Raw genomic sequence first — 20,832 nt, 5'->3', positions numbered from 1 at the left:
CAGCGTCAGCGCTGCGGATGGCATTCCCAAAGGACTGCCCCATGCCCATCGCCCTTACCCGAATTCTGCTCAGCCTGCTGTTGCTGCTGCCCCTGGCCGCGCACGCCGGTGACGCCCAGGACTTTGTCGCCGCCAGCCCGGCCAAGCAGGCCAGCCTGCTGGAACGCTGGTCCGCCGCCCCCGACAGCGCGCGCCTACCGCTGCTCGAAGCCCTGCAACAAGGCCGCGTAGCCGCCGACAGCAGCAAGACCGCCTTTATCGAAGTGAGTGGTGCTTATCAGGCCGCCGAAGGCAACGCACAGCCGGTCGAAGCACCCAAGAAGCTACGCCTGAATAACCGCCTGCGCGGTCTGATCAGCACCGCCATGGCCAGTCATCAGTTGCTCGCTGAAGAGCCTGCGCTGCGCCTGGCCGCCGCCAGGCAACTGCAGAAGAGTGCCAAGCCGGCCCAGCTGCAACTGCTCAACGCCCAGGTCGCCAGCGAAACCGATGATGCGGCGCGCGACGCCCTGACCCTGGCCCTGGCCAACCTGCAGCTGGTCGACAGCGACCCGGCCGTGCGCCTGGCCGCTGTACGCCTGCTCGGCGAAACCGGCGACCCACTGGCCCGTACTCGCCTGGAAACCCTGCTTGATCCGGCCGTGGAAAGTGACCCGACAGTGCGTACCGCCGCGGAAACCAGCCTGGCCCAGGTCAAACGCAAACTGCTGATCGGTGAACTGCTCGGCCAGGCCTTTAGCGGCCTGAGCCTCGGCTCGATCCTGCTGCTGGCAGCGCTGGGCCTGGCCATCACCTTCGGCCTGCTCGGGGTGATCAATATGGCCCACGGCGAGATGCTGATGCTCGGTGCCTATTCCACCTATATGGTGCAGGTGCTGTTCCAGCGGTTCGCTCCAGAAGCCCTGGCGCTCTACCCGCTGGTCGCGCTGCCGGTGGCGTTCTTCGTCACCGCGGCCATCGGCATGGCCCTGGAGCGCACGGTGATCCGTCACCTCTACGGCCGCCCGCTGGAAACCCTGCTGGCCACCTGGGGCATCAGCCTGATCCTGATCCAGCTGGTGCGGGTGCTGTTCGGCGCACAAAACGTCGAGGTGGCCAACCCCTACTGGCTATCCGGCGGCATTCAGGTGCTGCCGAACCTGGTGCTGCCGTACAACCGCATCGTGATCATCGGCTTCGCCCTGTTTGTGGTGGTGCTGACCTGGCTGCTGCTAAACAAGACCCGTCTCGGCCTCAACGTCCGTGCCGTGACGCAGAACCGCAATATGGCCGCCTGCTGCGGCGTGCCGACCGGGCGGGTGGACATGCTCGCCTTCGGCCTCGGCTCTGGCATCGCCGGCCTCGGCGGCGTGGCCCTGAGCCAGATCGGCAACGTCGGCCCCGATCTCGGCCAGAGCTATATCATCGACTCGTTCCTGGTGGTGGTACTCGGCGGCGTCGGCCAACTCGCCGGTAGCGTGATGGCGGCCTTTGGTCTGGGCATCGCCAACAAGATTCTCGAACCGCAGATCGGTGCCGTACTCGGCAAGATCCTTATCCTCGCGCTGATCATTCTGTTTATTCAGAAACGCCCGCAAGGTCTGTTTGCTTTGAAAGGACGGGTGATCGACTGATGACTATGCCACTCAACCAAACGTTGCTGGCCCGCGCCAGCGCCAAGCTCGGTCCGCAAGTCTCAATCGCCATCGGCCTGTTGGTTCTCGCCGTGCTGCTGGCCATGCCGCTGCTGCACCTGCTCCCGGCGGACAACGCCCTGCATATATCGGCGTACAGCCTGACCCTGGTCGGCAAGATCCTCTGCTACTGCATCGTCGCCCTGGCGCTCGATCTGGTCTGGGGTTACGCCGGCCTGCTGTCGCTCGGCCACGGCCTGTTCTTTGCGCTGGGCGGTTACGCCATGGGTATGTACCTGATGCGCGAAGCAGCCGGTGATGGCCTGCCGGCCTTTATGAGCTTCCTCGCCTGGACCGAGCTGCCCTGGTACTGGTACGGCACCAGCAACTTCCTCTGGGCGCTATGTCTGGTGGTGCTGGCCCCCGGTTTACTGGCCCTGGTATTCGGCTTCTTCGCCTTCCGCTCGCGGATCAAGGGCGTGTACTTCTCGATCATGACCCAGGCCCTGACCTTTGCCGGCATGCTGCTGTTCTTTCGCAACGAGACCGGCTTTGGCGGTAATAACGGCTTTACCAATTTCAGGACGATTCTGGGTTTCGACATCACCTCGGCGCACACCCGCGCGGTGCTGTTTCTCGCCACCGTGGCGCTGCTGGTTGCCAGCCTGTACCTGGGCTGGCGGCTTGCGCGCAGCAAGTTCGGCCGCGTACTCACCGCACTACGTGACGCGGAAAACCGCCTGATGTTCTGCGGCTACGACCCGCGCGGCTACAAGCTGTTTATCTGGGTACTCAGCGCCGTTCTCTGTGGCCTGGCCGGCGCGCTCTATGTGCCGCAGGTGGGCATCATCAACCCCAGCGAAATGTCACCGACCAACTCCATCGAAGCCGCCGTCTGGGTCGCCCTCGGTGGTCGTGGCACGCTGATCGGCCCGTTGCTCGGTGCCGGCCTGGTCAACGGGATGAAGAGCTGGTTTACCGTGGCCTTCCCCGAGTACTGGCTGTTCGCCCTGGGCTTGCTGTTTATCGTCGTGACGCTGTTCTTACCCAAAGGCGTAATCGGCCTGCTGCGTAAGAAAGGAGAGCAATGATGCGCGCCACTCCGGTCCCCGAACTTATGCTCGAACCCGCCTTCGATCCCGCCGGCAGCGGACGCGATGCGATTGGCGCCAGCTCCCTGGCGAACAAAGGGCTGAACATCCGCCATGGCACCATCCTGACCCTGGAAGACATCAACGTCAGCTTCGATGGCTTCAAGGCCCTGACCAACCTGACCCTGTATATCGGCGTCGGCGAGCTGCGTTGCATCATCGGTCCCAACGGTGCCGGCAAGACCACCATGATGGACGTGATCACCGGCAAGACCCGCCCGGATAACGGCGTCGCCTACTTCGGCGAAACCCTCGACCTGACCCAGATGAGCGAAGTGGACATCGCCCAGTCCGGCATCGGCCGCAAGTTCCAGAAGCCCACGGTTTTCGAGGCCCTGAGCGTGTTCGAGAACCTCGAGCTGGCGCAGAAAACCAACAAGTCGGTGTGGGCCAGCCTGCGCGCCAAACTGACTGGCGAGCAGAAAGACCGCATCGACGAAGTGCTGCAGACGATCAAACTCGATGCATCGCGCAATCGCCCCGCAGGGTTGCTCTCGCACGGCCAGAAGCAGTTTCTCGAAATCGGCATGCTGCTGGTGCAAGACCCGCAGCTGTTGCTGCTCGATGAGCCGGTGGCCGGCATGACCGACGCCGAAACCGAGTTCACCGCTGAGCTGTTCAAGTCCCTGGCACGCAAGCACTCGCTGATGGTGGTGGAACACGACATGGGCTTCGTCGGTTCCATCGCCGACCACGTCACCGTGCTGCACCAGGGCAGCGTGCTGGCCGAAGGCTCGCTGGAGCAGGTGCAGGCCGATGAGCGGGTGATCGAGGTTTATCTCGGCCGCTGACCCTTCGCAGAAACAAGGACATCGACATGCTGCAAGTCCAACAGCTTCACCAGTATTACGGCGGTAGCCACATCCTCCGCGGCCTGTCCTTCGACGCCAAGGTCGGCGAGGTCACCTGCCTACTTGGCCGTAACGGTGTAGGCAAGACCACATTGCTGAAATGCCTGATGGGCCTGATCCCGGCCAAAGAAGGCGCGGTGCAATGGGAAGGCAAAGCCATTACCGGTTTCAAACCGCACCAGCGCGTGCACGCCGGCATCGCCTATGTGCCACAGGGCCGTGAGATTTTTGGCCGCCTGACCGTGGAAGAGAACCTGCTGATGGGCCTGTCACGCTTTCCCGGCAGCGAAGCCAAGGTGGTGCCGGAGTTTATCTACGAGCTATTTCCGGTGCTGCGCGAGATGAAACAGCGCCGCGGCGGCGACCTCTCCGGAGGCCAGCAGCAACAGCTGGCCATCGGCCGCGCACTGGCGAGCAAACCGCGCCTGCTGATCCTCGACGAGCCCACCGAAGGCATCCAGCCCTCGGTGATCAAGGAGATCGGCGTGGTGATCAAGAAGCTCGCCGAACGCGGCGATATGGCCATCCTGCTGGTCGAGCAGTTCTATGACTTTGCCGCCGAACTGGCCGACCAGTACCTGGTGATGAGCCGTGGCGAGATCGTCCAGCAGGGCCGAGGCGAGACCATGGAAACCGATGGCGTACGTGGCCTGGTGGCTATCTGAATGGCGACGCCGAGTCTGTACTTTGCGCATAATCGGCGCCTCGCTCAGGGATATGAGAACGCGATGAACCACTTGCGCAACCTGCTTCTGCCGCTGACCAGCGCAACGGGCCTGGCCATGGTTATTTGGGGCGGTTTTATGCCTGACTACTGGATGCGCCGTCACTTGCCGCCCGGCACGGAGCCGGATTACCCCATGCAAGCCGTGCTGACCTTCTGCGCGCTTATCCTCGCCGAATGCCTGCTGCTGCTCGCGGTGTTACGCCCTACGTCCTATTGCCGCTCATGGGGCCGTGCCCTGTGCGCCAGCCTGCTCGCATTGGCAATAGCCGGGTTCTGGTTCAGCGGTTTTATGCACGCACCGCCCTACTACGGTATGCACCTGCAATGGTGGCTGCTGGTCAGCCTCGGGCTGGTGCTACTGACCCTCTATTCCGCTGGCCAAAGCTGGTGGCAACGGCGCAACAAGGTGAGCGTGTGAACGCCCCCGCGAGTATCTTTACCCCCAGCTGGCACGCCGAACTGGAGCTGGGCTATGGCCGCGATGGCGACTGCACCCGCCCCACCCTGCGCCGCCACAAAGGCCCGCTGCGGGTGCAGAAGCATCTGTATGGCGAAGGCCCGCAGGTGTGCCAGCACATCATCGTGCACCCGCCTGGCGGCATCGCCGGCGGCGACCGCCTGGATATTTCGGCCACGGTCGGCAGCGGTGCATGGGCGCAGCTGACCAGCCCCGGCGCGGCCAAGTGGTATCGCGCCGCCGGCCCGGCCTACCAGAGCCTCAAACTGCGCGTCGAAGCCGGGGCCACCCTGGAATGGCTGCCGCAGGAAACCATCGTCTACGCCGCCGCCCAGGCCGAACTGAGCACCGAGATCGAGCTGCTGGGCGATGCCCAGCTGCTCTACTGGGACATTGTCGCCCTCGGCCGCCCCGCCAGCGGCGAGCGCTTCGACGCCGGACACTTTCAAGCGCAACTGAATATCCGCCGCGACGGCCAACTGCTCTGGCACGAACGCCAGCGCGTAGTCGGCGGCGATGGCCTGCTCGACTCGCCCATCGGCCTGGGCGGCCAACCGGTATTTGCCACCCTGCTGATCACGGGCGAGATCGACGCCGAGTCGCTTGAGCGCTGCCGTCATCTAACCAGCCCAGTACGCGGCGATTTGAGCCAATTACCCGGCCTGCTGGTGGCCCGTTGCCTGGCCAGCGAAGCCCTGCACGCCCGCGCCTGGCTGATCGAACTCTGGCAGCTGCTGCGCCCGGCCCTGCTCGGCCGCACGGCCGTTCCCCCAAGAATCTGGAGCACCTGAACCATGGACCTGACCCCTCGCGAAAAAGACAAACTGCTGATCTTCACCGCCGGCCTGGTGGCCGAACGCCGCCTGGCCCGCGGGGTAAAACTCAATTACCCGGAAGCCATGGCCTATATCTCCGCCGCCCTGCTCGAAGGTGCCCGCGATGGCCAGAGCGTCGCCGAGCTGATGCACTTCGGCACCACATTGCTGACCCGCGATCAGGTGATGCAAGGCATCCCGGAGATGATCCCGGAAATCCAGGTCGAGGCCACCTTCCCGGATGGCACCAAGCTGGTCACCGTCCATCAGCCGATCGCCTGAGCATGAGTTATTCGATTGTCGACGCCAACGAGGCGCACCTACCCGGCATCCTGGCCATCTACAACGATGCGGTGCTACACAGCACGGCGCTGTGGATCGAAGCCCTGGCCGACCTGGCCAATCGTCGCGCCTGGCTGCTCGAGCGCGAGGCCGCCGGCTTTCCGGTGCTGGTTGCCCAGGGCAGCAACGGCGAGGTGCTGGGCTATGCCAGCTACGGCGGCTGGCGCAGCAACGAAGGCTTTCGCCATACCGTGGAGCATTCGCTTTACGTGCGCGCCGACCAGCGCGGCCGCGGCCTCGGCCTGGCCTTGTTGAAGGCCTTGATCGAGCGGGCGAAGTCGGCAGACCTGCACGTGATGGTCGCCGCCATCGAGAGCGAGAACGCCGCCTCGATCCGTCTGCATGAACGCCTCGGCTTCGTTACCAGCGGACAGATGCCGCAAGTGGGCCGCAAGTTCGGCCGCTGGCTTGACCTGACCTTTATGCAATTGACCCTGGAGTGAAGCAGCGATGATCCCCGGCGAATACCAGATCCAGGACGGCGAAATCGAGCTCAATGCCGGCCGTCGCACCCTCAGCCTGACAGTGGCCAACAGCGGCGACCGGCCGATCCAAGTCGGCTCGCACTACCACTTCTTCGAAACCAACGACGCACTGACCTTCGATCGGCCGAGCACACGAGGCATGCGCCTGAATATCCCGGCCGGCACCGCCGTGCGCTTCGAGCCGGGGCAGAGCCGCGAAGTCGAACTGGTCGATCTGGCCGGCCATCGCCGCGTGTTCGGCTTTGCCGGCCGGGTGATGGGCGAGCTCTAGTTCAGCCGGTGCGTAGGGTGCGCTGCGCGCACCAGAAACCATGCAGATAGCCGCGGTGCGCACGGCGCACCCTACGGGAAGATGACCAATGAAGATCAGCAGACAAGCCTACGCCGATATGTTCGGCCCCACCGTCGGCGACAGGGTGCGTTTGGCCGACACCGAGCTGTGGATCGAAGTGGAGCAGGACTTCACCACCTACGGCGAGGAAGTGAAGTTCGGCGGCGGCAAGGTGATCCGCGACGGCATGGGCCAAAGCCAGCTCTGTGCCTTTGATGTGGTCGACACCCTGATCACCAATGCGCTGATCATCGACCACTGGGGCATCGTCAAGGCCGATGTTGGCCTCAAGGACGGCCGCATCAAAGCCATCGGCAAGGCCGGCAATCCGGATATCCAGCCCGGCGTGACCATCGCCATCGGCGCAGGCACCGAGGTGGTCGCCGGCGAAGGCATGATCCTTACGGCGGGCGGCATCGACAGCCATATCCACTTTATCTGCCCGCAGCAGATCGAGGAGGCGCTGATGAGCGGCGTCACCACCATGATCGGCGGCGGCACGGGGCCTGCCACCGGCACCAACGCCACCACCTGCACGCCCGGCCCCTGGCACATGGCACGCATGCTCCAGGCCGCCGACGCCTTCCCGATGAACCTGGGCTTTACCGGCAAGGGCAACGCCTCGCTACCCGAGCCACTGATCGAGCAGGTCAAGGCCGGGGCCATCGGCCTGAAACTGCACGAGGACTGGGGCACCACTCCCGCGGCCATCGACAACTGCCTCTCGGTGGCCGACCAGTACGATGTGCAGGTGGCGATCCATACCGACACCCTGAACGAATCCGGCTTTGTCGAAACCACCCTGGCCGCCTTCAAGGGCCGCACCATCCACACCTACCACACCGAAGGTGCGGGCGGCGGTCATGCGCCGGACATCATCAAGGCCTGCGGCTTTGCCAACGTGCTGCCCAGCTCGACCAATCCGACCCGGCCGTTCACCAAGAACACCATCGACGAACACCTGGACATGCTGATGGTCTGCCACCACCTCGACCCGAGCATCGCCGAGGACGTGGCTTTCGCCGAGAGCCGTATCCGCCGTGAGACCATCGCCGCCGAGGACATCCTCCACGACCTCGGTGCCTTCTCGATGATCAGCTCCGACAGCCAGGCCATGGGCCGGGTCGGCGAGGTGATCACCCGCACCTGGCAGACCGCCGACAAGATGAAGCAACAGCGCGGCCCACTGCCCGGCGACGGCCCGGGCAACGACAACTTCCGCGCCAAACGCTATATCGCCAAGTACACCATCAACCCGGCGATCACCCACGGCATCAGCCACGAGGTGGGCTCCATCGAAGTGGGCAAATGGGCCGACCTGGTGCTCTGGCGTCCGGCCTTCTTCGGGGTCAAGCCGACACTGATCCTCAAGGGCGGGGCGATTGCCGCCAGCCTGATGGGCGATGCCAACGCCTCGATCCCGACGCCGCAGCCGGTGCATTACCGGCCGATGTTCGCCAGCTACGGCGGCAGCCGGCACGCCACCAGCTTCACCTTTATCAGTCAGGCCGCATTCGCTGCCGGCGTGCCCGAACAGCTTGGCCTGAAGAAAAAGATCGGCGTGGTCAAGGGCTGCCGCGAGGTGCGCAAGACCGACCTGATCCACAACGACTACCTGCCGACTATCGAAGTGGATGCGCAGAACTACCAGGTCAAGGCCGACGGCCAGCTGCTCTGGTGCGAACCGGCCGAGGTGCTGCCGATGGCCCAGCGCTATTTTCTTTTCTGACCTGCGGCACCGGGCAATGCCCGCTCGGAGTTAGACTACACATTCCAGGACTGGCGCGGGAGGTGCCACATGTACCGATTTTCGACACGGCCAAGCTTGCTCGGCTATCTATTGCTGCTCAGCCTGCCGCTCGCCCAGGCGCAAACCCTGACGCCCTTGCAGGGCCAGAGCCAGCAACAGATCCAGAGCGATATCGCCGCCTGCCAGGGCCAGGCCGGCTCCGCTCCGAGCAGCACAACAACCAGCAGCAGCGATAATCGCGGCGGCGAACGCCTGCGCGGAGCCGCCAAAGGAGCCGCACTGGGTGCAACCGCTGCCGAGGTGCGCGGCCGCCGGTACGATGGTGCCTATGACCGGGTGGACGACGATATCAAGCAGGAGTACCGACAGAACCGGGCCCGCGACGCCGCCGCCGTCGGCGTGGTGGCCGGCGGTTCACGTCAACGCCAGAACCGCCGCGAAGATCGGCGCAACGCCGACGCAGCCGCCCAGGCCCAGAGCAGTGCGAGCCAGGCCTACGTCAACTGTATGAGCGGGCGCGGCTACTCCGTCACCCCCTGAATCAACGCAGCTGGCTGTCCTTGCTGCCCCGGCGGTTATAGCCGCTGAATCTGGCCTGTTCCCTGTCGTACTCGGTCTGACAGGCCACGCACAGATGCACGCCGGGGACGGCCTTGCGCCGCGCTTCGGGAATGGCTGCGGCGCACTCTTCGCAGTGACTCAGGCTCTCGCCGCTGGGGAGCTGGCTGCGAGCGCGCTGGATAGCGTCCTCGATGCTGCTGTCGATCTGCTCCTGTACCGCTCCGTCATTTGCCCAGCCACTGGCCATCGCCCGTACTCCCGAGGTTAGTCACCTTAACGATATGCGCGCGCGCGCGACGAATCTCAAGTGCAGCCCGTCCGGCTACTCCTTCACATCCATAAAGGCTTCGGCCCAGAGGATATATTCCTCGGGCAGGGTGTACTTCAGCGCCAGCTCGGAAGCGCTGAGGTCGCTGGCATCGACGCCGCGCTCCTCGCGCAGGCAGTCGTAGGTGGCCTTGATCGCGGCGAAGTAGGCCCCGTGGCCGTTGACCACGATACGCACACCGAGGCTGGCCAGGCGGGCATTGTCGCGCAGCTTGGGGTTGCCATAGGTGACCAGCATCAGCGGCACGCTCAACGCTGCGGCAATCTGCTCCAGATGGGCGAAATCCTCGATGCCGACGATGCAGATGGCATCGGCACCGGCAGCCTGATAGGCCTGGGTGCGGCGAATCACCTCGCCGACATCCAGCACCCCGGCATGGGTGCGGGCGATGATCGCCAGATCCGGGTCGACCCGTGCTGCCAGGGCCGCGCGGATCTTGCCGACCCCCTCATCGATGCCGATCAGGTCGGTGGACTTGCGCCCGAACTGCGCCGGCAGCAGGGTATCCTCGAGGGTCAGCGCGGCAATCCCGGCACGCTCCAGCTCGACCACGGTGCGCATCACGTTGAGCGCATTGCCATAGCCGTGATCGGCGTCGGCGATCACCGGCAGGCGGCTGACCCGGCCGATCCGGGTGGCCTGCTCGACGAATTCGCTGAGCGTGATCAGGGCGAAGTCCGGGGCCGCCAGCACCTGCAGCGAGGCCACCGAGCCGCCGAGGATGCCGACCTCGAAACCCAGATCGGCGGCAATCCGGGCCGACATCGGGTCGAACACCGAGGCGGTGTGGTAGCAGGCATCGGTAGCCAGCAGAGCGCGAAAGGCCCGGCGCAGGTTGTGGTGGGAAGCGCGTTGCAGAGTCGGCATAGAGAGTTCCTGAGCAGCGGTACATCGGGGTTCGAGCGCCGGGGCACGGCGACAGCGCAGCGGATCGCCAGGCTGCCGGAAAATGCAATTTGCCCGCCAACCCATGCCATGCCCGGCGCGACGGGACACAGCGCCCCGCGTCGAACAGATGGCAACGGACGCTGACGCCGACTCTGGCGGAAATGCGCCATAAGGCTGTCATCCTGGCGCATTTCCGCCAAGGCAGAAACGCTAACAGCCCCTAGGGCTCGACGAGAATTTCCGCCAGTTCGGCCTCGCTGGCATGGATGAACCAGCGGCGATGGATACGCTCCAGGCTGCCGTCGCGGCGCATGCTGTCCAGGGCCTGCTGCCAGTCCGCGACCAGCCCGACGTCGGTCTTGCGGGAAAAGGCGATATAGGTCGTGTCGCGCGTCAGGGTGTATTGCCACTCGACCTGCTCACGGCGCATCCCTTGGCCGGCAAGAATTTCGTCCAGTACCAGACTGTTGGCCACCATCAGTTGGGTGCGCCCGTGCTTGAACATCCTCAGCATGTGCTGCGGGGTGGGCACGCCGTAGAGATTCTTCAGGCCCTGCTCCTGCAACACTTCATAGGAATACCAGAGCTTGGGTACCGCCAGGGTGCCAAGCTGTTCGACATCCGCCAGGCTGCGCACCCGCAGCCCTGCGCCCCGATGGCTATAGAAGCTGGTATTGCCGGCGGCGACGGGGCCGACCCAATGAAACTTGTCTTCACGCTGGGCGGTGCGCACGGTGGGGAACACCGCCGTGTCGACTTCGCGCTGGGCCTGCTGATAACCCCGCGTCCAGGGTACCAGCTCGATGCTCGCCGGCTGCCCGGTACGCTGAATAAGCGCTTCGACCACCTCGACCACCATGCCGGTCAGCTTGCCATTGTCCATATAGCTCAACGGCCGATAGTCCTCGGTGTACAGACGCAACTGCGCACTCGCACAGGCGGCCCAGCAGCTCGCCAGTAGCAAGGTCACGACCTTCAACCCCATCACCATCACTCGACACCTGTATAAAGCGGCGGTGTAGCCCGCCAGTGGACCGCCAGCCGCGTCGCCGCTGGCCCGCGCACTGGAGAAATCTGCTGTCGCAGGGCGACTGCCGCGCCCTCAGGGCGGCGCAGGCACATCCTGCAATTGCTCATGTAACTCGCGCATATTGGCGCGGGTAATCAGGCTGGCCTCGAGGCGGGTAGCAACCGGGGCCTGAGGCACGCCAGTGCGGTGCATCTGCCAGACCAGCATGACCGCCCGATAACCGATCAGACGCGGCTGCTGAATCAGCAAGGCGTGGATATCGCCCAGGCGCAGCGCCTCGAGTAGCACCTCATCACCATCGAAACCTATATGCAACAACTGCCCGGCCTTGCCCAGGCGACGCAGGGCCGCCAGCGTCGCACGGGTACTGCTGCTATTGGGCGTGAACAGCCCATCGAGTCGCGCCAGCTGCGGTGTCAGGGTTCGCAGCACCAGCTGACTGTCGTCCCCCACATAGGCGTCGAGCACAACCCGCAAGCCGCCCGCTTCGGCCCCCTCGCGAAAGCCCCGCTCGCGCTCGCCGGTCGACTGCAAACCCGGGCGCAAGCGTAACAGGGCCACCCGCCCCCGGCCCGGCAGCTGTTCGGCCATATACCGGCCGGCACGCAGGCCGGCGGCAAAGTTATCGGTCGCCACCAAGCCCTGCGGCGCTCCGCTCGCCAGGGCGCGGTCAATATAAATAGTGGGGATACCCTGCGCCAGCAGCTCAGCCACCAGCGCACCTACCGCCTCGCCACTGGGTGCCACGACCAGGGCCTTGCAGCCGCGGGCGACGAAGTGCTCGATCAGCTGCAACTGGCTGTCCACGCCGCCTTCACGACTCGGCCCGCGATAGAGAACATCGATGTCGAGTTCCCGGGCCGCCTGCTGCGTGCCCAGTTCCAGCTGCGACCAGAAGGCCGAGGCTCCCGCCGGGACCACACCGATGCAGTCGCGAGCCCAGACCGGTGCATTCAGACAGACAAACAGCGCGAACAGTTGCAACGCTCGCCACCACGGATCACGACTGCACATCAAGGTCGACTCCCAGACAGCGCACGGAATCCGGCACCACGTCCGACTGGCACCGCCAAGAAGATCCTCCCTCGGTGAAACGTCCTGCAGTATCAATTTAGCATCAACCCTTTAGCGGCGCTGGCGGATTGCCCGCCGAGAAGCTGCCAGAAAAGCGCCGCCCCGGCTCGACAGTCGTGGCCGGAGCCGCGCCACTCACACTTTTTCACACTCCAGGCGACCGCCGGACTGGCAGCCGCGGCCCAGGCAGGCGATGATCGGGGTTCTTTCCTGTACGCTGAATGACATGACCGACACCACACAGACCGCCCATGCCACACACAAGCCGCGCCCGCTGATCGATCTGCTGATCAGCATCCTGATCCCCTCGCTGATTCTGATGAAGCTTAGCGGCGATGCCAGGCTCGGAGCCGATGGCGCGCTGGTGCTGGCGCTGGCCTTCCCCCTCGGCTGGGGCAGCTTCGAGCTGATCAAGTACCGCAAATTCAACTTTATCGCCCTGCTCGGCCTGCTCAGCGTGCTGCTCACCGGCGGCATCGGCCTACTCAAGCTGGACAACCAGTGGCTGGCGATCAAGGAGGCGGCCATCCCCGGGCTGATCGGCATCGCCGTGCTGGTCTCGACCCGCACCCGCTACCCGCTGATCCGCACCCTGCTGTTCAACAAGACCGTGCTCAACGTCGACAAGATCCATGCGCGCCTGGAGCAAGGCGGCAATACCGCCCAGTTCGAGGCCCGCCTGCTCAGGGCCACCTACTGGCTGAGCGGCACCTTCTTCTTCTCCTCGGTGATGAACTACGTGCTGGCCAAGTGGATCGTGGTCAGCCCGTCCGGCAGCGAAGCGTTCAACGCCGAGCTGGGGCGGATGAACCTGCTCAGCTACCCGATGATCGCGATTCCCTCGATGATCATGCTGATGGCGATCTTCTACTATCTGTGGCGCACCATCCACGGCCTGACCGGCTTGAAGCTGGAAGAAGTGATGGCGAACGCCGAGCAGGACCAACAGCCCTGAGCCAACACCGTCGGGACCGCAGCAGCACACCGGGCGCGGCCCGTACCCGTCGCGTATGCTGAGCCTGTCGGTTTATCTGGGCCTGTTTCTGTCCGCACTGGGCGCGGCCAGCCTGCTGCCGCTGCAATCGGAAAGCGTGCTGGTCGCCCTGCTGCTCGGCGAGGCCTACCCGTTGTGGGCCTTGCTGGCGGCGGCCACCTGCGGCAACGTACTCGGCTCGCTGCTCAACTGGCTGCTGGGGCGCTACCTCGAGCACTTGCGTCACAGGCGCTGGTTTCCCGTCAGCGACGCCCGCCTGCAACAGGCCCAGCACTGGTATACGCGTTATGGCCGCTGGTCGCTGCTGCTCAGCTGGGTACCGATTATCGGCGACCCGCTGACCCTGGTCGCCGGGGTGATGCGCGAACGCCTGTGGGTGTTCCTGCCGATCGTCAGCCTGGCCAAGGGCGGTCGCTACCTGGTACTGGCGGCGCTGACCCTGGGCCTGATGTAGACACTGCGTCGCGCCAGCGACTGGCCTTGCGACACCAGGGCCAGGCAAAATGGCCGCCGTTTTGCCTGGCCCGCTCCAGGCCTTCCCCATGCCCACCCAGCTGGCCCGTCAAGGAGCCCTTTTGAATCCCCTGGAAACCATTGCCCTGGCCCTGATTCAGGGGCTGACCGAATTCCTGCCGATTTCATCCTCCGCCCACCTGATCCTGCCGTCCCAGGTACTGGGTTGGGCCGATCAGGGCCTGGCCTTCGATGTGGCCGTGCACGTCGGCACCCTGCTGGCGGTGGCCTGCTACTTCCGCCATGAGGTCAAACGCCTGCTGGTTGCCTGGTACGGCTCACTCGGCGGCGTGCACAACCAGGAGTCGCGCCTGGCCTGGCAGATTGCCGTGGCGACCCTGCCGGCAATGGCATTCGGCCTGCTGGCCAGCGAACAGATCGAACACTACGCCCGCTCCGCCTGGGTGATCGCCAGCACCACCATCCTCTTCGGCCTGCTGCTGTGGTGGGCGGACAGCCGCGCCCGGCAAGCCAAGGACGAATACCAGGCGAGCTGGAAAGACGCCGCCATCATAGGTTTCGCCCAGGTGCTGGCACTGATCCCCGGCACCTCGCGCTCGGGCATCACCATGACCGCCGCCCTGATGCTCGGCCTCAGTCGCACCGCCGCGGCGCGCTTCTCCTTTCTGATGTCGATCCCGATCATCGTCATGGCCGGCAGCTATGAAGGCCTCAAACTGGTTGAGGCAGGCGACGCGGTGAACTGGACGCAGATCGGCCTGGGCACCCTGGTGTCCTTCGTCAGTGCCCTGCTGTGCATCCACTGGTTCCTCAAGCTGCTGGAACGCATCAGCATGCTGCCCTTTGTCATCTACCGGCTCTGCCTGGGCCTGGGCCTGTTCGCCTTTCTCAGCCTGGCTTAGAGCCGCGCAGACGGCCGGCGGGGTTATCCGTCGCGCCGGCCCAAAAGGCACAAGCGCAAAGCGCGGCACTCGCATAGAATGCGCGGCCGTTTTTGCGGCCACGCCTGCACGGCGGCCACTCGCCAGGCCGTCACCACAGGCTGCCCAGAAACCTCCCGGTACTTATTCAGGAACAGCGCGTCGCATGACTTTCTCCACTCCCGCCCGCGCCTGCGGCATCGACTTCGGCACCTCCAACTCCACCGTCGGCTGGTTGCGCCCCGACGCCGAGACCCTAATTCCACTGGAAGACGGCAAGATCACCCTGCCCTCGGTGGTGTTCTTCAACCTCGAGGAGCGCCGCCCGGTCTATGGTCGCCTGGCCCTGCAGGAATACCTGGAAGGTTACGAAGGCCGCCTGATGCGCTCGCTGAAAAGCCTGCTGGGCAGCAAGCTGCTGAAAAGCGAAACCACGGTGCTGGGCAGCGCGCTGCCGTTCAAGGACCTGCTCGGGTTCTTTATCGGCGAGCTGAAAACCCGCGCCGAGGCCGTGGCCGGCCGACCATTCGAGGAAGTGGTGCTGGGCCGCCCGGTGTTCTTCGTCGACGATGATCCGGTGGCCGATCTGGAGGCGCAGAACACCCTGGTGGCGGTGGCGCACAAGCTCGGCTTCAAGGACGTGTCGTTCCAGTACGAACCGATTGCCGCGGCCTTCGACTACGAGTCCGGCATCAGCCGCGAAGAGCTGGTGCTGATCGTCGATATCGGCGGCGGCACCTCGGACTTTTCCCTGGTGCGCCTGGCACCCGAACGCCGCGCTGTGGCCGACCGCCATGCCGATATTCTCGCCACCGGCGGTGTGCATATCGGCGGCACGGACTTCGACAAGCAGCTCTCCCTGGCCGGCGTGATGCCATTGTTCGGCTACGGCAGCCGGATGAAAAGCGATGCGCCGATGCCCACCAGCACTCACCTCAACCTCGCCACCTGGCACACCATCAACGCGGTGTATTCGGCGCAGTCGCAGCGCCAGCTGCAGAGCATGCGCTACGACATCGTCGACCCGACCGGCATCGACCGCCTGTTCCAGCTGATCGAGCGCCGCGACGGCCACTGGCTGGCCATGCAAGTGGAAGACAGCAAGATTGCCCTGACCGAGCAGGATGCACGGCCCATCGACCTTAGCCGCCTGGAAGCCGGCCTGGTCGCAGAGCTGACCCGCGAGCTGTTTGAAAATGCCATCGAACCGCTGCTGGAGCGCGTGCGCGGCAGCGTAACCCAGCTGCTCGGCGATGCTGGGGTAACTGTCGAGCAGGTCGATACGGTGTTCTTTACCGGCGGTTCCAGCGGCATCCCGGCACTGCGCCAGAGCGTCGCGGCGATGCTGCCCAACGCGCGGCATGTGGAAGGCAACACCTTCGGCAGCATTGGCAGCGGCCTGGCCATCGAGGCGCAAAAGCGCTACGGCTGAGGCCGTAGGGTGGATGGCGCTTTATCCATCCACCACTAGCGACACCGTGGTGGATGAGAAAGGCGTCATCCACCCTACACCGCTGATCAGCGGTCCTACCTCCACCATAAAAAACGCCAGCACGAAGCTGGCGTTTTTTATTCCCGCAGAATCAGCGCGGGGCGACCGGCTTCTTCGGCGGCTTCTTGCCTTTGCCCTTGGCGGCGTCCGAACGCTCCTTCGCAGCCTGCTGATTGCGCGCCTGGGCGGCGGCCTTGGCTTGTTCGCGCTTGTCCCAGGGATTGCCACCCGCGGCACCGGTGTCGCGCGGCGGCAGGCCGGTGTGCTGGGTCAGCAGCGGCCGGGTCTTGTCGCCCGCGCCACGTGCGGCCGCACCGACCTTCTTGCTACCGGCCGGCGTCGAGTTCTTGCGGCGCGCGCTCTGGTAGCTGTCGGTGGCCGGCTGGTGCAGCGGGATCAGCTGGTTCTTGCCCGGCCCGATCAGGTCGGCGCGGCCCATGCGGGTCAGCGCCTCACGCAGCATCGGCCAGCCTTTCGGGTCGTGATAACGCAGGAAGGCCTTGTGCAAGCGGCGCTGCGCTTCGCTCTTCACAATGGTCACGCCGTCGCTCTTGTAGCTGACCTTGCGCAGCGGGTTCTTGCCCGAGTGGTACATGGCGGTGGCAGTGGCCATTGGCGATGGATAGAAGGCCTGTACCTGGTCGGCGCGGAAGCCGTTGCCCTTGAGCCACAGGGCCAGGTTCATCATGTCTTCGTCGGTGGTGCCCGGGTGCGCGGCGATAAAGTACGGGATCAGGTACTGTTCCTTGCCCGCCTCTTTCGAGTACTTCTCGAACATGCGCTTGAACTTGTCGTAGCTGCCGATGCCCGGCTTCATCATCTGATTCAGCGGGCCTTCCTCGGTGTGCTCCGGGGCGATCTTCAGGTAACCACCGACGTGGTGGGTGACCAGCTCCTTGACATACTCCGGCGACTCGACGGCGAGGTCGTAACGCAGACCCGAGGCGATGAGGATCTTCTTCACCCCCGGCAGCGCGCGGGCGCTGCGGTACAGCTGAATCAGGCTGGAATGGTCGGTATTCAGGTTCGGGCAAATGCCCGGGAACACGCAGGACGGCTTGCGGCACGCGGATTCGATCTCCGGGGTTTTGCAGGCGATGCGGTACATGTTCGCGGTCGGCCCGCCGAGGTCGGAAATCACCCCGGTGAAGCCCGGCACCTTGTCGCGAATCTCTTCGATCTCGCGGATGATCGACTCTTCCGAGCGGTTCTGGATAATCCGCCCCTCATGTTCCGTAATGGAGCAGAAGGTACAGCCGCCAAAGCAGCCGCGCATGATATTCACCGAGAAGCGGATCATGTCGTAGGCCGGGATTTTCTCCTTGCCATAGACCGGATGCGGTATGCGCGCATAGGGCATGCCGAACACGTAATCCATCTCTTCGGTGGACATCGGGATGGGTGGCGGGTTGAACCACACGTCCACCTCACCATGCTTCTGCACCAGCGCGCGAGCGTTGCCTGGGTTGGTTTCCAGGTGCAGCACGCGGTTGGCGTGGGCGTACAGCACCGGGTCGTTACGCACTTTTTCCATGGACGGCAGGCGAATCACCGTCTTGTCGCGGGTCATGCGCGGGCTGGCCAGCAGCTGCACAACCTTGGCTTCGTTCGGGTCTTCGACCGGACCCTTTTCCTGCTCGATGGCGCAGGCCTGGGTGTCCTGAGTGTTCACGTAGGGGTTGATGATCTTGTCGACCTTGCCCGGGCGGTCGATGCGGGTGGAATCCACCTCGTACCAGCCTTGCGGCGTATCGCGGCGGATAAAGGCGGTGCCGCGCACGTCGGTGATGTCTTCGATCTTGTGGCCGTAGGACAGGCGCTGGGCCACTTCGACGATGGCGCGCTCGGCGTTGCCGTACAGCAGGATATCGGCGCTGGCGTCGATCAGGATCGAGTTGCGCACGCGGTCCTGCCAATAGTCGTAATGGGCGATACGGCGCAGCGAGGCCTCGATGCCACCGAGCACGATCGGCACGTTTTTATAGGCTTCTTTGCAACGCTGGCTGTAGACCAGGCTGGCGCGATCCGGACGCTTGCCGGCCATGCCGCCGGGGGTGTAAGCGTCGTCGGAGCGGATCTTCTTGTCGGCGGTGTAGCGGTTGATCATCGAGTCCATGTTGCCGGCGGCGACGCCGAAGAACAGGTTCGGCTCGCCGAGCTTCATAAAGTCGTCTTTCGACTGCCAGTTTGGCTGGGCAATAATGCCGACGCGAAAGCCCTGGGACTCGAGCAACCGGCCGATGATCGCCATGCCGAACGACGGATGGTCGACGTAGGCGTCACCGGTGACGATGATAATGTCGCAGCTGTCCCAGCCAAGCTGATCCATCTCTTCCCGGCTCATCGGCAGGAAAGGGGCCGGCCCGAAGCACTCGGCCCAGTATTTTGGATAATCGAATAACGGCTTGGCTGCTTGCATGAGGATGACCGGCGCTGGCTACAGGAACGAAAAATCGCGGGCGCGAAATATAGCACAAATTTTAACCAAACCCGACTAGAGCGCTAGGTTTAGCGCGCCGATAGCCATCTGCCAGTTTGTTTGTGATCCTCCGCTCGCCTGTGCTTATATTCACCCAGAAGTACCATCGACTTTAGGAGTCAAGGGTGCCGCGACTCGCCTTATCCCTCCTGCTGCTCCTGAGCCTGGCCTGCGCCGCAGGTCAGGCCTGCGCCACCATACTGCTGACACCCGCGAGCAGCGGCATGCTGCTGAGCCAGGATATCGAGCTTCTGGAAGATGCCGGCGGCCAGCTGAGCATTACCGACATGGCCGATCCGGCGGTGCAGAGCCGCTTCCAGCCCGCCGCCGGACGCGCCACCGTCGGCCAGAGCCGCAACCCCTGGTGGGTCAAGGTCAGCCTGCAGCGCGCTGCCGGCGCACCCAGCCAGTGGTGGCTGGAAAACGCCGGCATCACCATCTTCAGCCTGCACCTCTACCTGCCCGATGGCCAGGGCGGCTGGCACGAGCGCGCAACCGGCACCGCGGTGCCCTATGCCGAGGGCCGCGACTATCCCTACCGGCGCATGCTGTTCAAGCTGCCGGAACTGGGCGAAGAGCCCCTTACCCTGTATTTCCGCAGCCTCGACCCCGCCGGCAACTCCTTCCCCCTGAAAATCTGGCAGCTTTCGGACCTCGAACAACTGGCCAGCAACGAAAATATCGGCTTCGGCCTGATCTACGGGGTGATTCTGGCCCTGCTGCTGTACAACCTGTTTATCCTGATCGCCCTGCGCGACAAGGCCTACCTCTGGTACGTGCTGGCCACCGCCTGCGTGCTGGTGTTTATCCTCAGCATGACCGGCCATGGCTTCCAGTACCTGTGGCCCGACAGCGCCGTACCCTTCTGGCTGGACCGCATCACCCTGCCCTCGCTCTGGGGCATCTTCGTCATGCGCTTCACCCAGGAGCTGCTCTACACCAAGCGCGGCCTGATCTGGCCGCATCGCCTGCTGAATGCCGGCTGCGTGCTGTATGTCATCGCCATCCTGATCAACGCCTTCGGCTACCGCGCCGAGGGGGCCCTGATGATCGCCCTGACCCCGGTCGTCACCGTGCCCACCGCGCTGTTCAGCGCCGGCGTGCGCTGTTATCAGGGTTTCTTCCCGGCGCGCTTCTACCTGCTCGGTTACGGCGCAGTGCTGAGCAGCACCATCGTGCTGGTGATGCGCGCAGCCGGCCTGATCGAACCGAGCAACTTCACCGCCTACCTGTTCCCACTCTCGGTGGCCGCCGAAACCATTCTGTTCTCCTTCGCCCTGGCCTACCGCATCCAGATGCTCAAACAGGAGAAGGCCCAGGCCCTGCAACAGGTCGACCGGGAAAAAACCGCACGCCTGGCCCAGGCCCAGGCCAATGCCGCCGAACTGCAGCACTCGGTGGCGTTGCGCACCGCCGAGCTGGCAGCCACCAACGAACGCCTGCGCGAGCGCGAACGCGAGTTGCAACACGCCGCCTTCCACGACCCGCTGACCGAGCTGCCCAACCGCCGCTACCTGGTCGAGCGCTGCGAAGCCGCCCTGGCCGACGCCAAACGCCACAACCAGGCGGTCGCCCTGCTGCTGATCGACCTCGATCACTTCAAGCCGATCAACGACCAGCATGGCCACGACGCCGGCGACCAGATGCTTCAGGCCATCGCCCAGCGCCTGCGCGAGCATGTACGCGCAGGCGATACCGTGGCACGCCTGGGCGGCGACGAATTCGCCGTGCTGATCTGCGGCGCGGATGCCGAGGAGCATGCCCGCGATATCGCCAGCCGGCTGCTCGCCGAACTGGCGCAACCGGTCAGCTACGGGGCCGAACGCCTGACCGTGACCATCAGCATCGGGGTCGCGCTCTATCCGCAACATGCCCACAACTTCACCAGCCTGTACAAGGCCGGCGACGAGATGCTCTACAAGGTCAAGGCCCGCGGCCGTTCCGGCTCGGCGGTGTGCGGCGAAGACGGCGAACTGAGCAGCAGCGCCCGCCTGCAACTGGACGTGCTGAATGTGCCCAGCGGGTTGGGCTGATTGCTCAAAGGCCGGCAGCATCCATTTATCGCCAAAC

Annotated in this window: 21 protein-coding genes; 16 read left to right on the top strand and 5 right to left on the bottom strand. The window is 64.6% G+C overall.

Translation table 11 applies throughout. The features are described from left to right. Window positions 1–41: 41 nt before the first annotated feature. The 11 genes from urtB (at window position 42) to AACY13_RS02415 (ending at window position 9,062) form a co-directional block, all read left to right on the top strand. Window positions 42–1,613: an urea ABC transporter permease subunit UrtB gene (urtB, locus tag AACY13_RS02465; RefSeq protein ID WP_339459059.1), complete on the top strand. Its 1,572-nt coding sequence runs from the start codon at window positions 42–44 to the stop codon at window positions 1,611–1,613. Then, a complete protein-coding gene (urtC, locus tag AACY13_RS02460; RefSeq protein ID WP_339459057.1) occupies window positions 1,613–2,704 on the top strand; it encodes an urea ABC transporter permease subunit UrtC in 1,092 nt (363 codons plus the stop codon). Before urtB ends, urtC begins: the two co-directional genes overlap by 1 nt. Further along, window positions 2,704–3,555, top strand: coding sequence for an urea ABC transporter ATP-binding protein UrtD (gene urtD, locus AACY13_RS02455; protein ID WP_339459054.1), 852 nt, complete (start codon window positions 2,704–2,706; stop codon window positions 3,553–3,555). Before urtC ends, urtD begins: the two co-directional genes overlap by 1 nt. A 26-nt stretch (window positions 3,556–3,581) precedes the next feature. Next, window positions 3,582–4,280, top strand: a complete 699-nt coding sequence (gene urtE, locus AACY13_RS02450) for an urea ABC transporter ATP-binding subunit UrtE (protein ID WP_339459051.1) — start codon at window positions 3,582–3,584, stop codon at window positions 4,278–4,280. A 63-nt stretch (window positions 4,281–4,343) separates the two neighbouring features. Then, window positions 4,344–4,760, top strand: coding sequence for a hypothetical protein (locus tag AACY13_RS02445; protein ID WP_339459048.1), 417 nt, complete (start codon window positions 4,344–4,346; stop codon window positions 4,758–4,760). Then, window positions 4,757–5,590: an urease accessory protein UreD gene (locus tag AACY13_RS02440; RefSeq protein WP_339459046.1), complete on the top strand. Its 834-nt coding sequence runs from the start codon at window positions 4,757–4,759 to the stop codon at window positions 5,588–5,590. The genes AACY13_RS02445 and AACY13_RS02440 overlap by 4 nt, the downstream gene beginning before the upstream one ends. A 3-nt stretch (window positions 5,591–5,593) precedes the next feature. After that, window positions 5,594–5,896, top strand: a complete 303-nt coding sequence (gene ureA, locus AACY13_RS02435; RefSeq protein ID WP_339459045.1) for an urease subunit gamma — start codon at window positions 5,594–5,596, stop codon at window positions 5,894–5,896. Between the two features lie 2 nt (window positions 5,897–5,898). After that, entirely contained in the window at window positions 5,899–6,399 is a 501-nt protein-coding gene (locus tag AACY13_RS02430; protein ID WP_339459044.1) for a GNAT family N-acetyltransferase, read from the top strand. Between the two features lie 7 nt (window positions 6,400–6,406). Next, window positions 6,407–6,712, top strand: coding sequence for an urease subunit beta (locus AACY13_RS02425; RefSeq protein ID WP_339459041.1), 306 nt, complete (start codon window positions 6,407–6,409; stop codon window positions 6,710–6,712). 88 nt (window positions 6,713–6,800) lie between these two features. Beyond that, window positions 6,801–8,501, top strand: a complete 1,701-nt coding sequence (gene ureC / locus AACY13_RS02420; RefSeq protein ID WP_339459039.1) for an urease subunit alpha — start codon at window positions 6,801–6,803, stop codon at window positions 8,499–8,501. Window positions 8,502–8,570: 69 nt separating this feature from the next. Next, a complete protein-coding gene (locus AACY13_RS02415; protein WP_339459038.1) occupies window positions 8,571–9,062 on the top strand; it encodes a hypothetical protein in 492 nt (163 codons plus the stop codon). A 1-nt stretch (window position 9,063) separates the two neighbouring features. Here the strand turns inward: AACY13_RS02415 and AACY13_RS02410 are convergent, their stop codons facing one another. The 4 genes from AACY13_RS02410 to AACY13_RS02395 form a co-directional block, all read right to left on the bottom strand. Further along, window positions 9,064–9,330 carry a DksA/TraR family C4-type zinc finger protein gene (locus AACY13_RS02410; RefSeq protein WP_339459036.1) on the bottom strand — a complete coding sequence of 89 codons (267 nt, stop codon included), beginning with the start codon at window positions 9,328–9,330 and terminating at the stop codon, window positions 9,064–9,066. Window positions 9,331–9,405: 75 nt separating this feature from the next. Continuing rightward, window positions 9,406–10,269, bottom strand: a complete 864-nt coding sequence (locus tag AACY13_RS02405) for an isocitrate lyase/PEP mutase family protein (protein WP_339459983.1) — start codon at window positions 10,267–10,269, stop codon at window positions 9,406–9,408. A 250-nt stretch (window positions 10,270–10,519) separates the two neighbouring features. After that, window positions 10,520–11,290 (bottom strand): substrate-binding periplasmic protein, encoded by a 771-nt coding sequence (locus AACY13_RS02400; protein WP_339459034.1) that lies wholly within the window; start codon window positions 11,288–11,290, stop codon window positions 10,520–10,522. A 111-nt stretch (window positions 11,291–11,401) separates the two neighbouring features. Beyond that, window positions 11,402–12,343: a substrate-binding domain-containing protein gene (locus AACY13_RS02395; protein ID WP_339459033.1), complete on the bottom strand. Its 942-nt coding sequence runs from the start codon at window positions 12,341–12,343 to the stop codon at window positions 11,402–11,404. Between the two features lie 286 nt (window positions 12,344–12,629). Here AACY13_RS02395 and AACY13_RS02390 point away from each other — a divergent pair, with 286 nt between their 5' ends. The 4 genes from AACY13_RS02390 (at window position 12,630) to AACY13_RS02375 (ending at window position 16,223) form a co-directional block, all read left to right on the top strand. Next, window positions 12,630–13,358 carry a VC0807 family protein gene (locus AACY13_RS02390; protein ID WP_339459031.1) on the top strand — a complete coding sequence of 243 codons (729 nt, stop codon included), beginning with the start codon at window positions 12,630–12,632 and terminating at the stop codon, window positions 13,356–13,358. 55 nt (window positions 13,359–13,413) lie between these two features. Beyond that, entirely contained in the window at window positions 13,414–13,851 is a 438-nt protein-coding gene (locus AACY13_RS02385) for a YqaA family protein (protein ID WP_339459028.1), read from the top strand. Window positions 13,852–13,972: 121 nt separating this feature from the next. Next, window positions 13,973–14,773, top strand: a complete 801-nt coding sequence (locus AACY13_RS02380) for an undecaprenyl-diphosphate phosphatase (protein ID WP_339459027.1) — start codon at window positions 13,973–13,975, stop codon at window positions 14,771–14,773. A 184-nt stretch (window positions 14,774–14,957) separates the two neighbouring features. Further along, the gene (locus tag AACY13_RS02375; RefSeq protein WP_339459026.1) at window positions 14,958–16,223 is read left to right on the top strand and encodes an Hsp70 family protein; all 1,266 of its coding nucleotides are present in this window, start codon (window positions 14,958–14,960) and stop codon (window positions 16,221–16,223) included. Between the two features lie 151 nt (window positions 16,224–16,374). Here the strand turns inward: AACY13_RS02375 and AACY13_RS02370 are convergent, their stop codons facing one another. Further along, window positions 16,375–18,702 carry a YgiQ family radical SAM protein gene (locus AACY13_RS02370; RefSeq protein WP_339459024.1) on the bottom strand — a complete coding sequence of 776 codons (2,328 nt, stop codon included), beginning with the start codon at window positions 18,700–18,702 and terminating at the stop codon, window positions 16,375–16,377. Window positions 18,703–18,887: 185 nt separating this feature from the next. Between AACY13_RS02370 and AACY13_RS02365 the strand changes: the two genes are divergently transcribed. Then, on the top strand, window positions 18,888–20,795 hold the full coding sequence (locus tag AACY13_RS02365) for a diguanylate cyclase (protein ID WP_339459022.1): 1,908 nt from the start codon (window positions 18,888–18,890) through the stop codon (window positions 20,793–20,795). Window positions 20,796–20,832: the final 37 nt, after the last annotated feature.

The sequence above is a fragment of the Pseudomonas sp. EA_105y_Pfl2_R69 genome, from assembly GCF_963970915.1.
Lineage (GTDB): Bacteria > Pseudomonadota > Gammaproteobacteria > Pseudomonadales > Pseudomonadaceae > Aquipseudomonas.
The sequence above is the reverse complement of the archived record's forward strand: the minus strand, read 5'-3'. Positions and strand labels throughout refer to the sequence as shown.

Bases quoted from the DNA above. Each gene is read 5' to 3' on its own strand.
- urtB (WP_339459059.1), top strand. From the start codon at position 42: ATGCCCATCGCCCTTACCCGAATTCTGCTCAGCCTGCTGTTGCTGCTG.
- urtC (WP_339459057.1), top strand. From the start codon at position 1,613: ATGACTATGCCACTCAACCAAACGTTGCTGGCCCGCGCCAGCGCCAAG.
- urtD (WP_339459054.1), top strand. From the start codon at position 2,704: ATGCGCGCCACTCCGGTCCCCGAACTTATGCTCGAACCCGCCTTCGAT.
- urtE (WP_339459051.1), top strand. From the start codon at position 3,582: ATGCTGCAAGTCCAACAGCTTCACCAGTATTACGGCGGTAGCCACATC.
- AACY13_RS02445 (WP_339459048.1), top strand. From the start codon at position 4,344: ATGAACCACTTGCGCAACCTGCTTCTGCCGCTGACCAGCGCAACGGGC.
- ureA (WP_339459045.1), top strand. From the start codon at position 5,594: ATGGACCTGACCCCTCGCGAAAAAGACAAACTGCTGATCTTCACCGCC.
- AACY13_RS02430 (WP_339459044.1), top strand. From the start codon at position 5,899: ATGAGTTATTCGATTGTCGACGCCAACGAGGCGCACCTACCCGGCATC.
- AACY13_RS02425 (WP_339459041.1), top strand. From the start codon at position 6,407: ATGATCCCCGGCGAATACCAGATCCAGGACGGCGAAATCGAGCTCAAT.
- ureC (WP_339459039.1), top strand. From the start codon at position 6,801: ATGAAGATCAGCAGACAAGCCTACGCCGATATGTTCGGCCCCACCGTC.
- AACY13_RS02415 (WP_339459038.1), top strand. From the start codon at position 8,571: ATGTACCGATTTTCGACACGGCCAAGCTTGCTCGGCTATCTATTGCTG.
- AACY13_RS02410 (WP_339459036.1), bottom strand. From the start codon at position 9,330: ATGGCCAGTGGCTGGGCAAATGACGGAGCGGTACAGGAGCAGATCGAC.
- AACY13_RS02400 (WP_339459034.1), bottom strand. From the start codon at position 11,290: ATGGTGATGGGGTTGAAGGTCGTGACCTTGCTACTGGCGAGCTGCTGG.
- AACY13_RS02395 (WP_339459033.1), bottom strand. From the start codon at position 12,343: ATGTGCAGTCGTGATCCGTGGTGGCGAGCGTTGCAACTGTTCGCGCTG.
- AACY13_RS02390 (WP_339459031.1), top strand. From the start codon at position 12,630: ATGACCGACACCACACAGACCGCCCATGCCACACACAAGCCGCGCCCG.
- AACY13_RS02385 (WP_339459028.1), top strand. From the start codon at position 13,414: ATGCTGAGCCTGTCGGTTTATCTGGGCCTGTTTCTGTCCGCACTGGGC.
- AACY13_RS02375 (WP_339459026.1), top strand. From the start codon at position 14,958: ATGACTTTCTCCACTCCCGCCCGCGCCTGCGGCATCGACTTCGGCACC.
- AACY13_RS02370 (WP_339459024.1), bottom strand. From the start codon at position 18,702: ATGCAAGCAGCCAAGCCGTTATTCGATTATCCAAAATACTGGGCCGAG.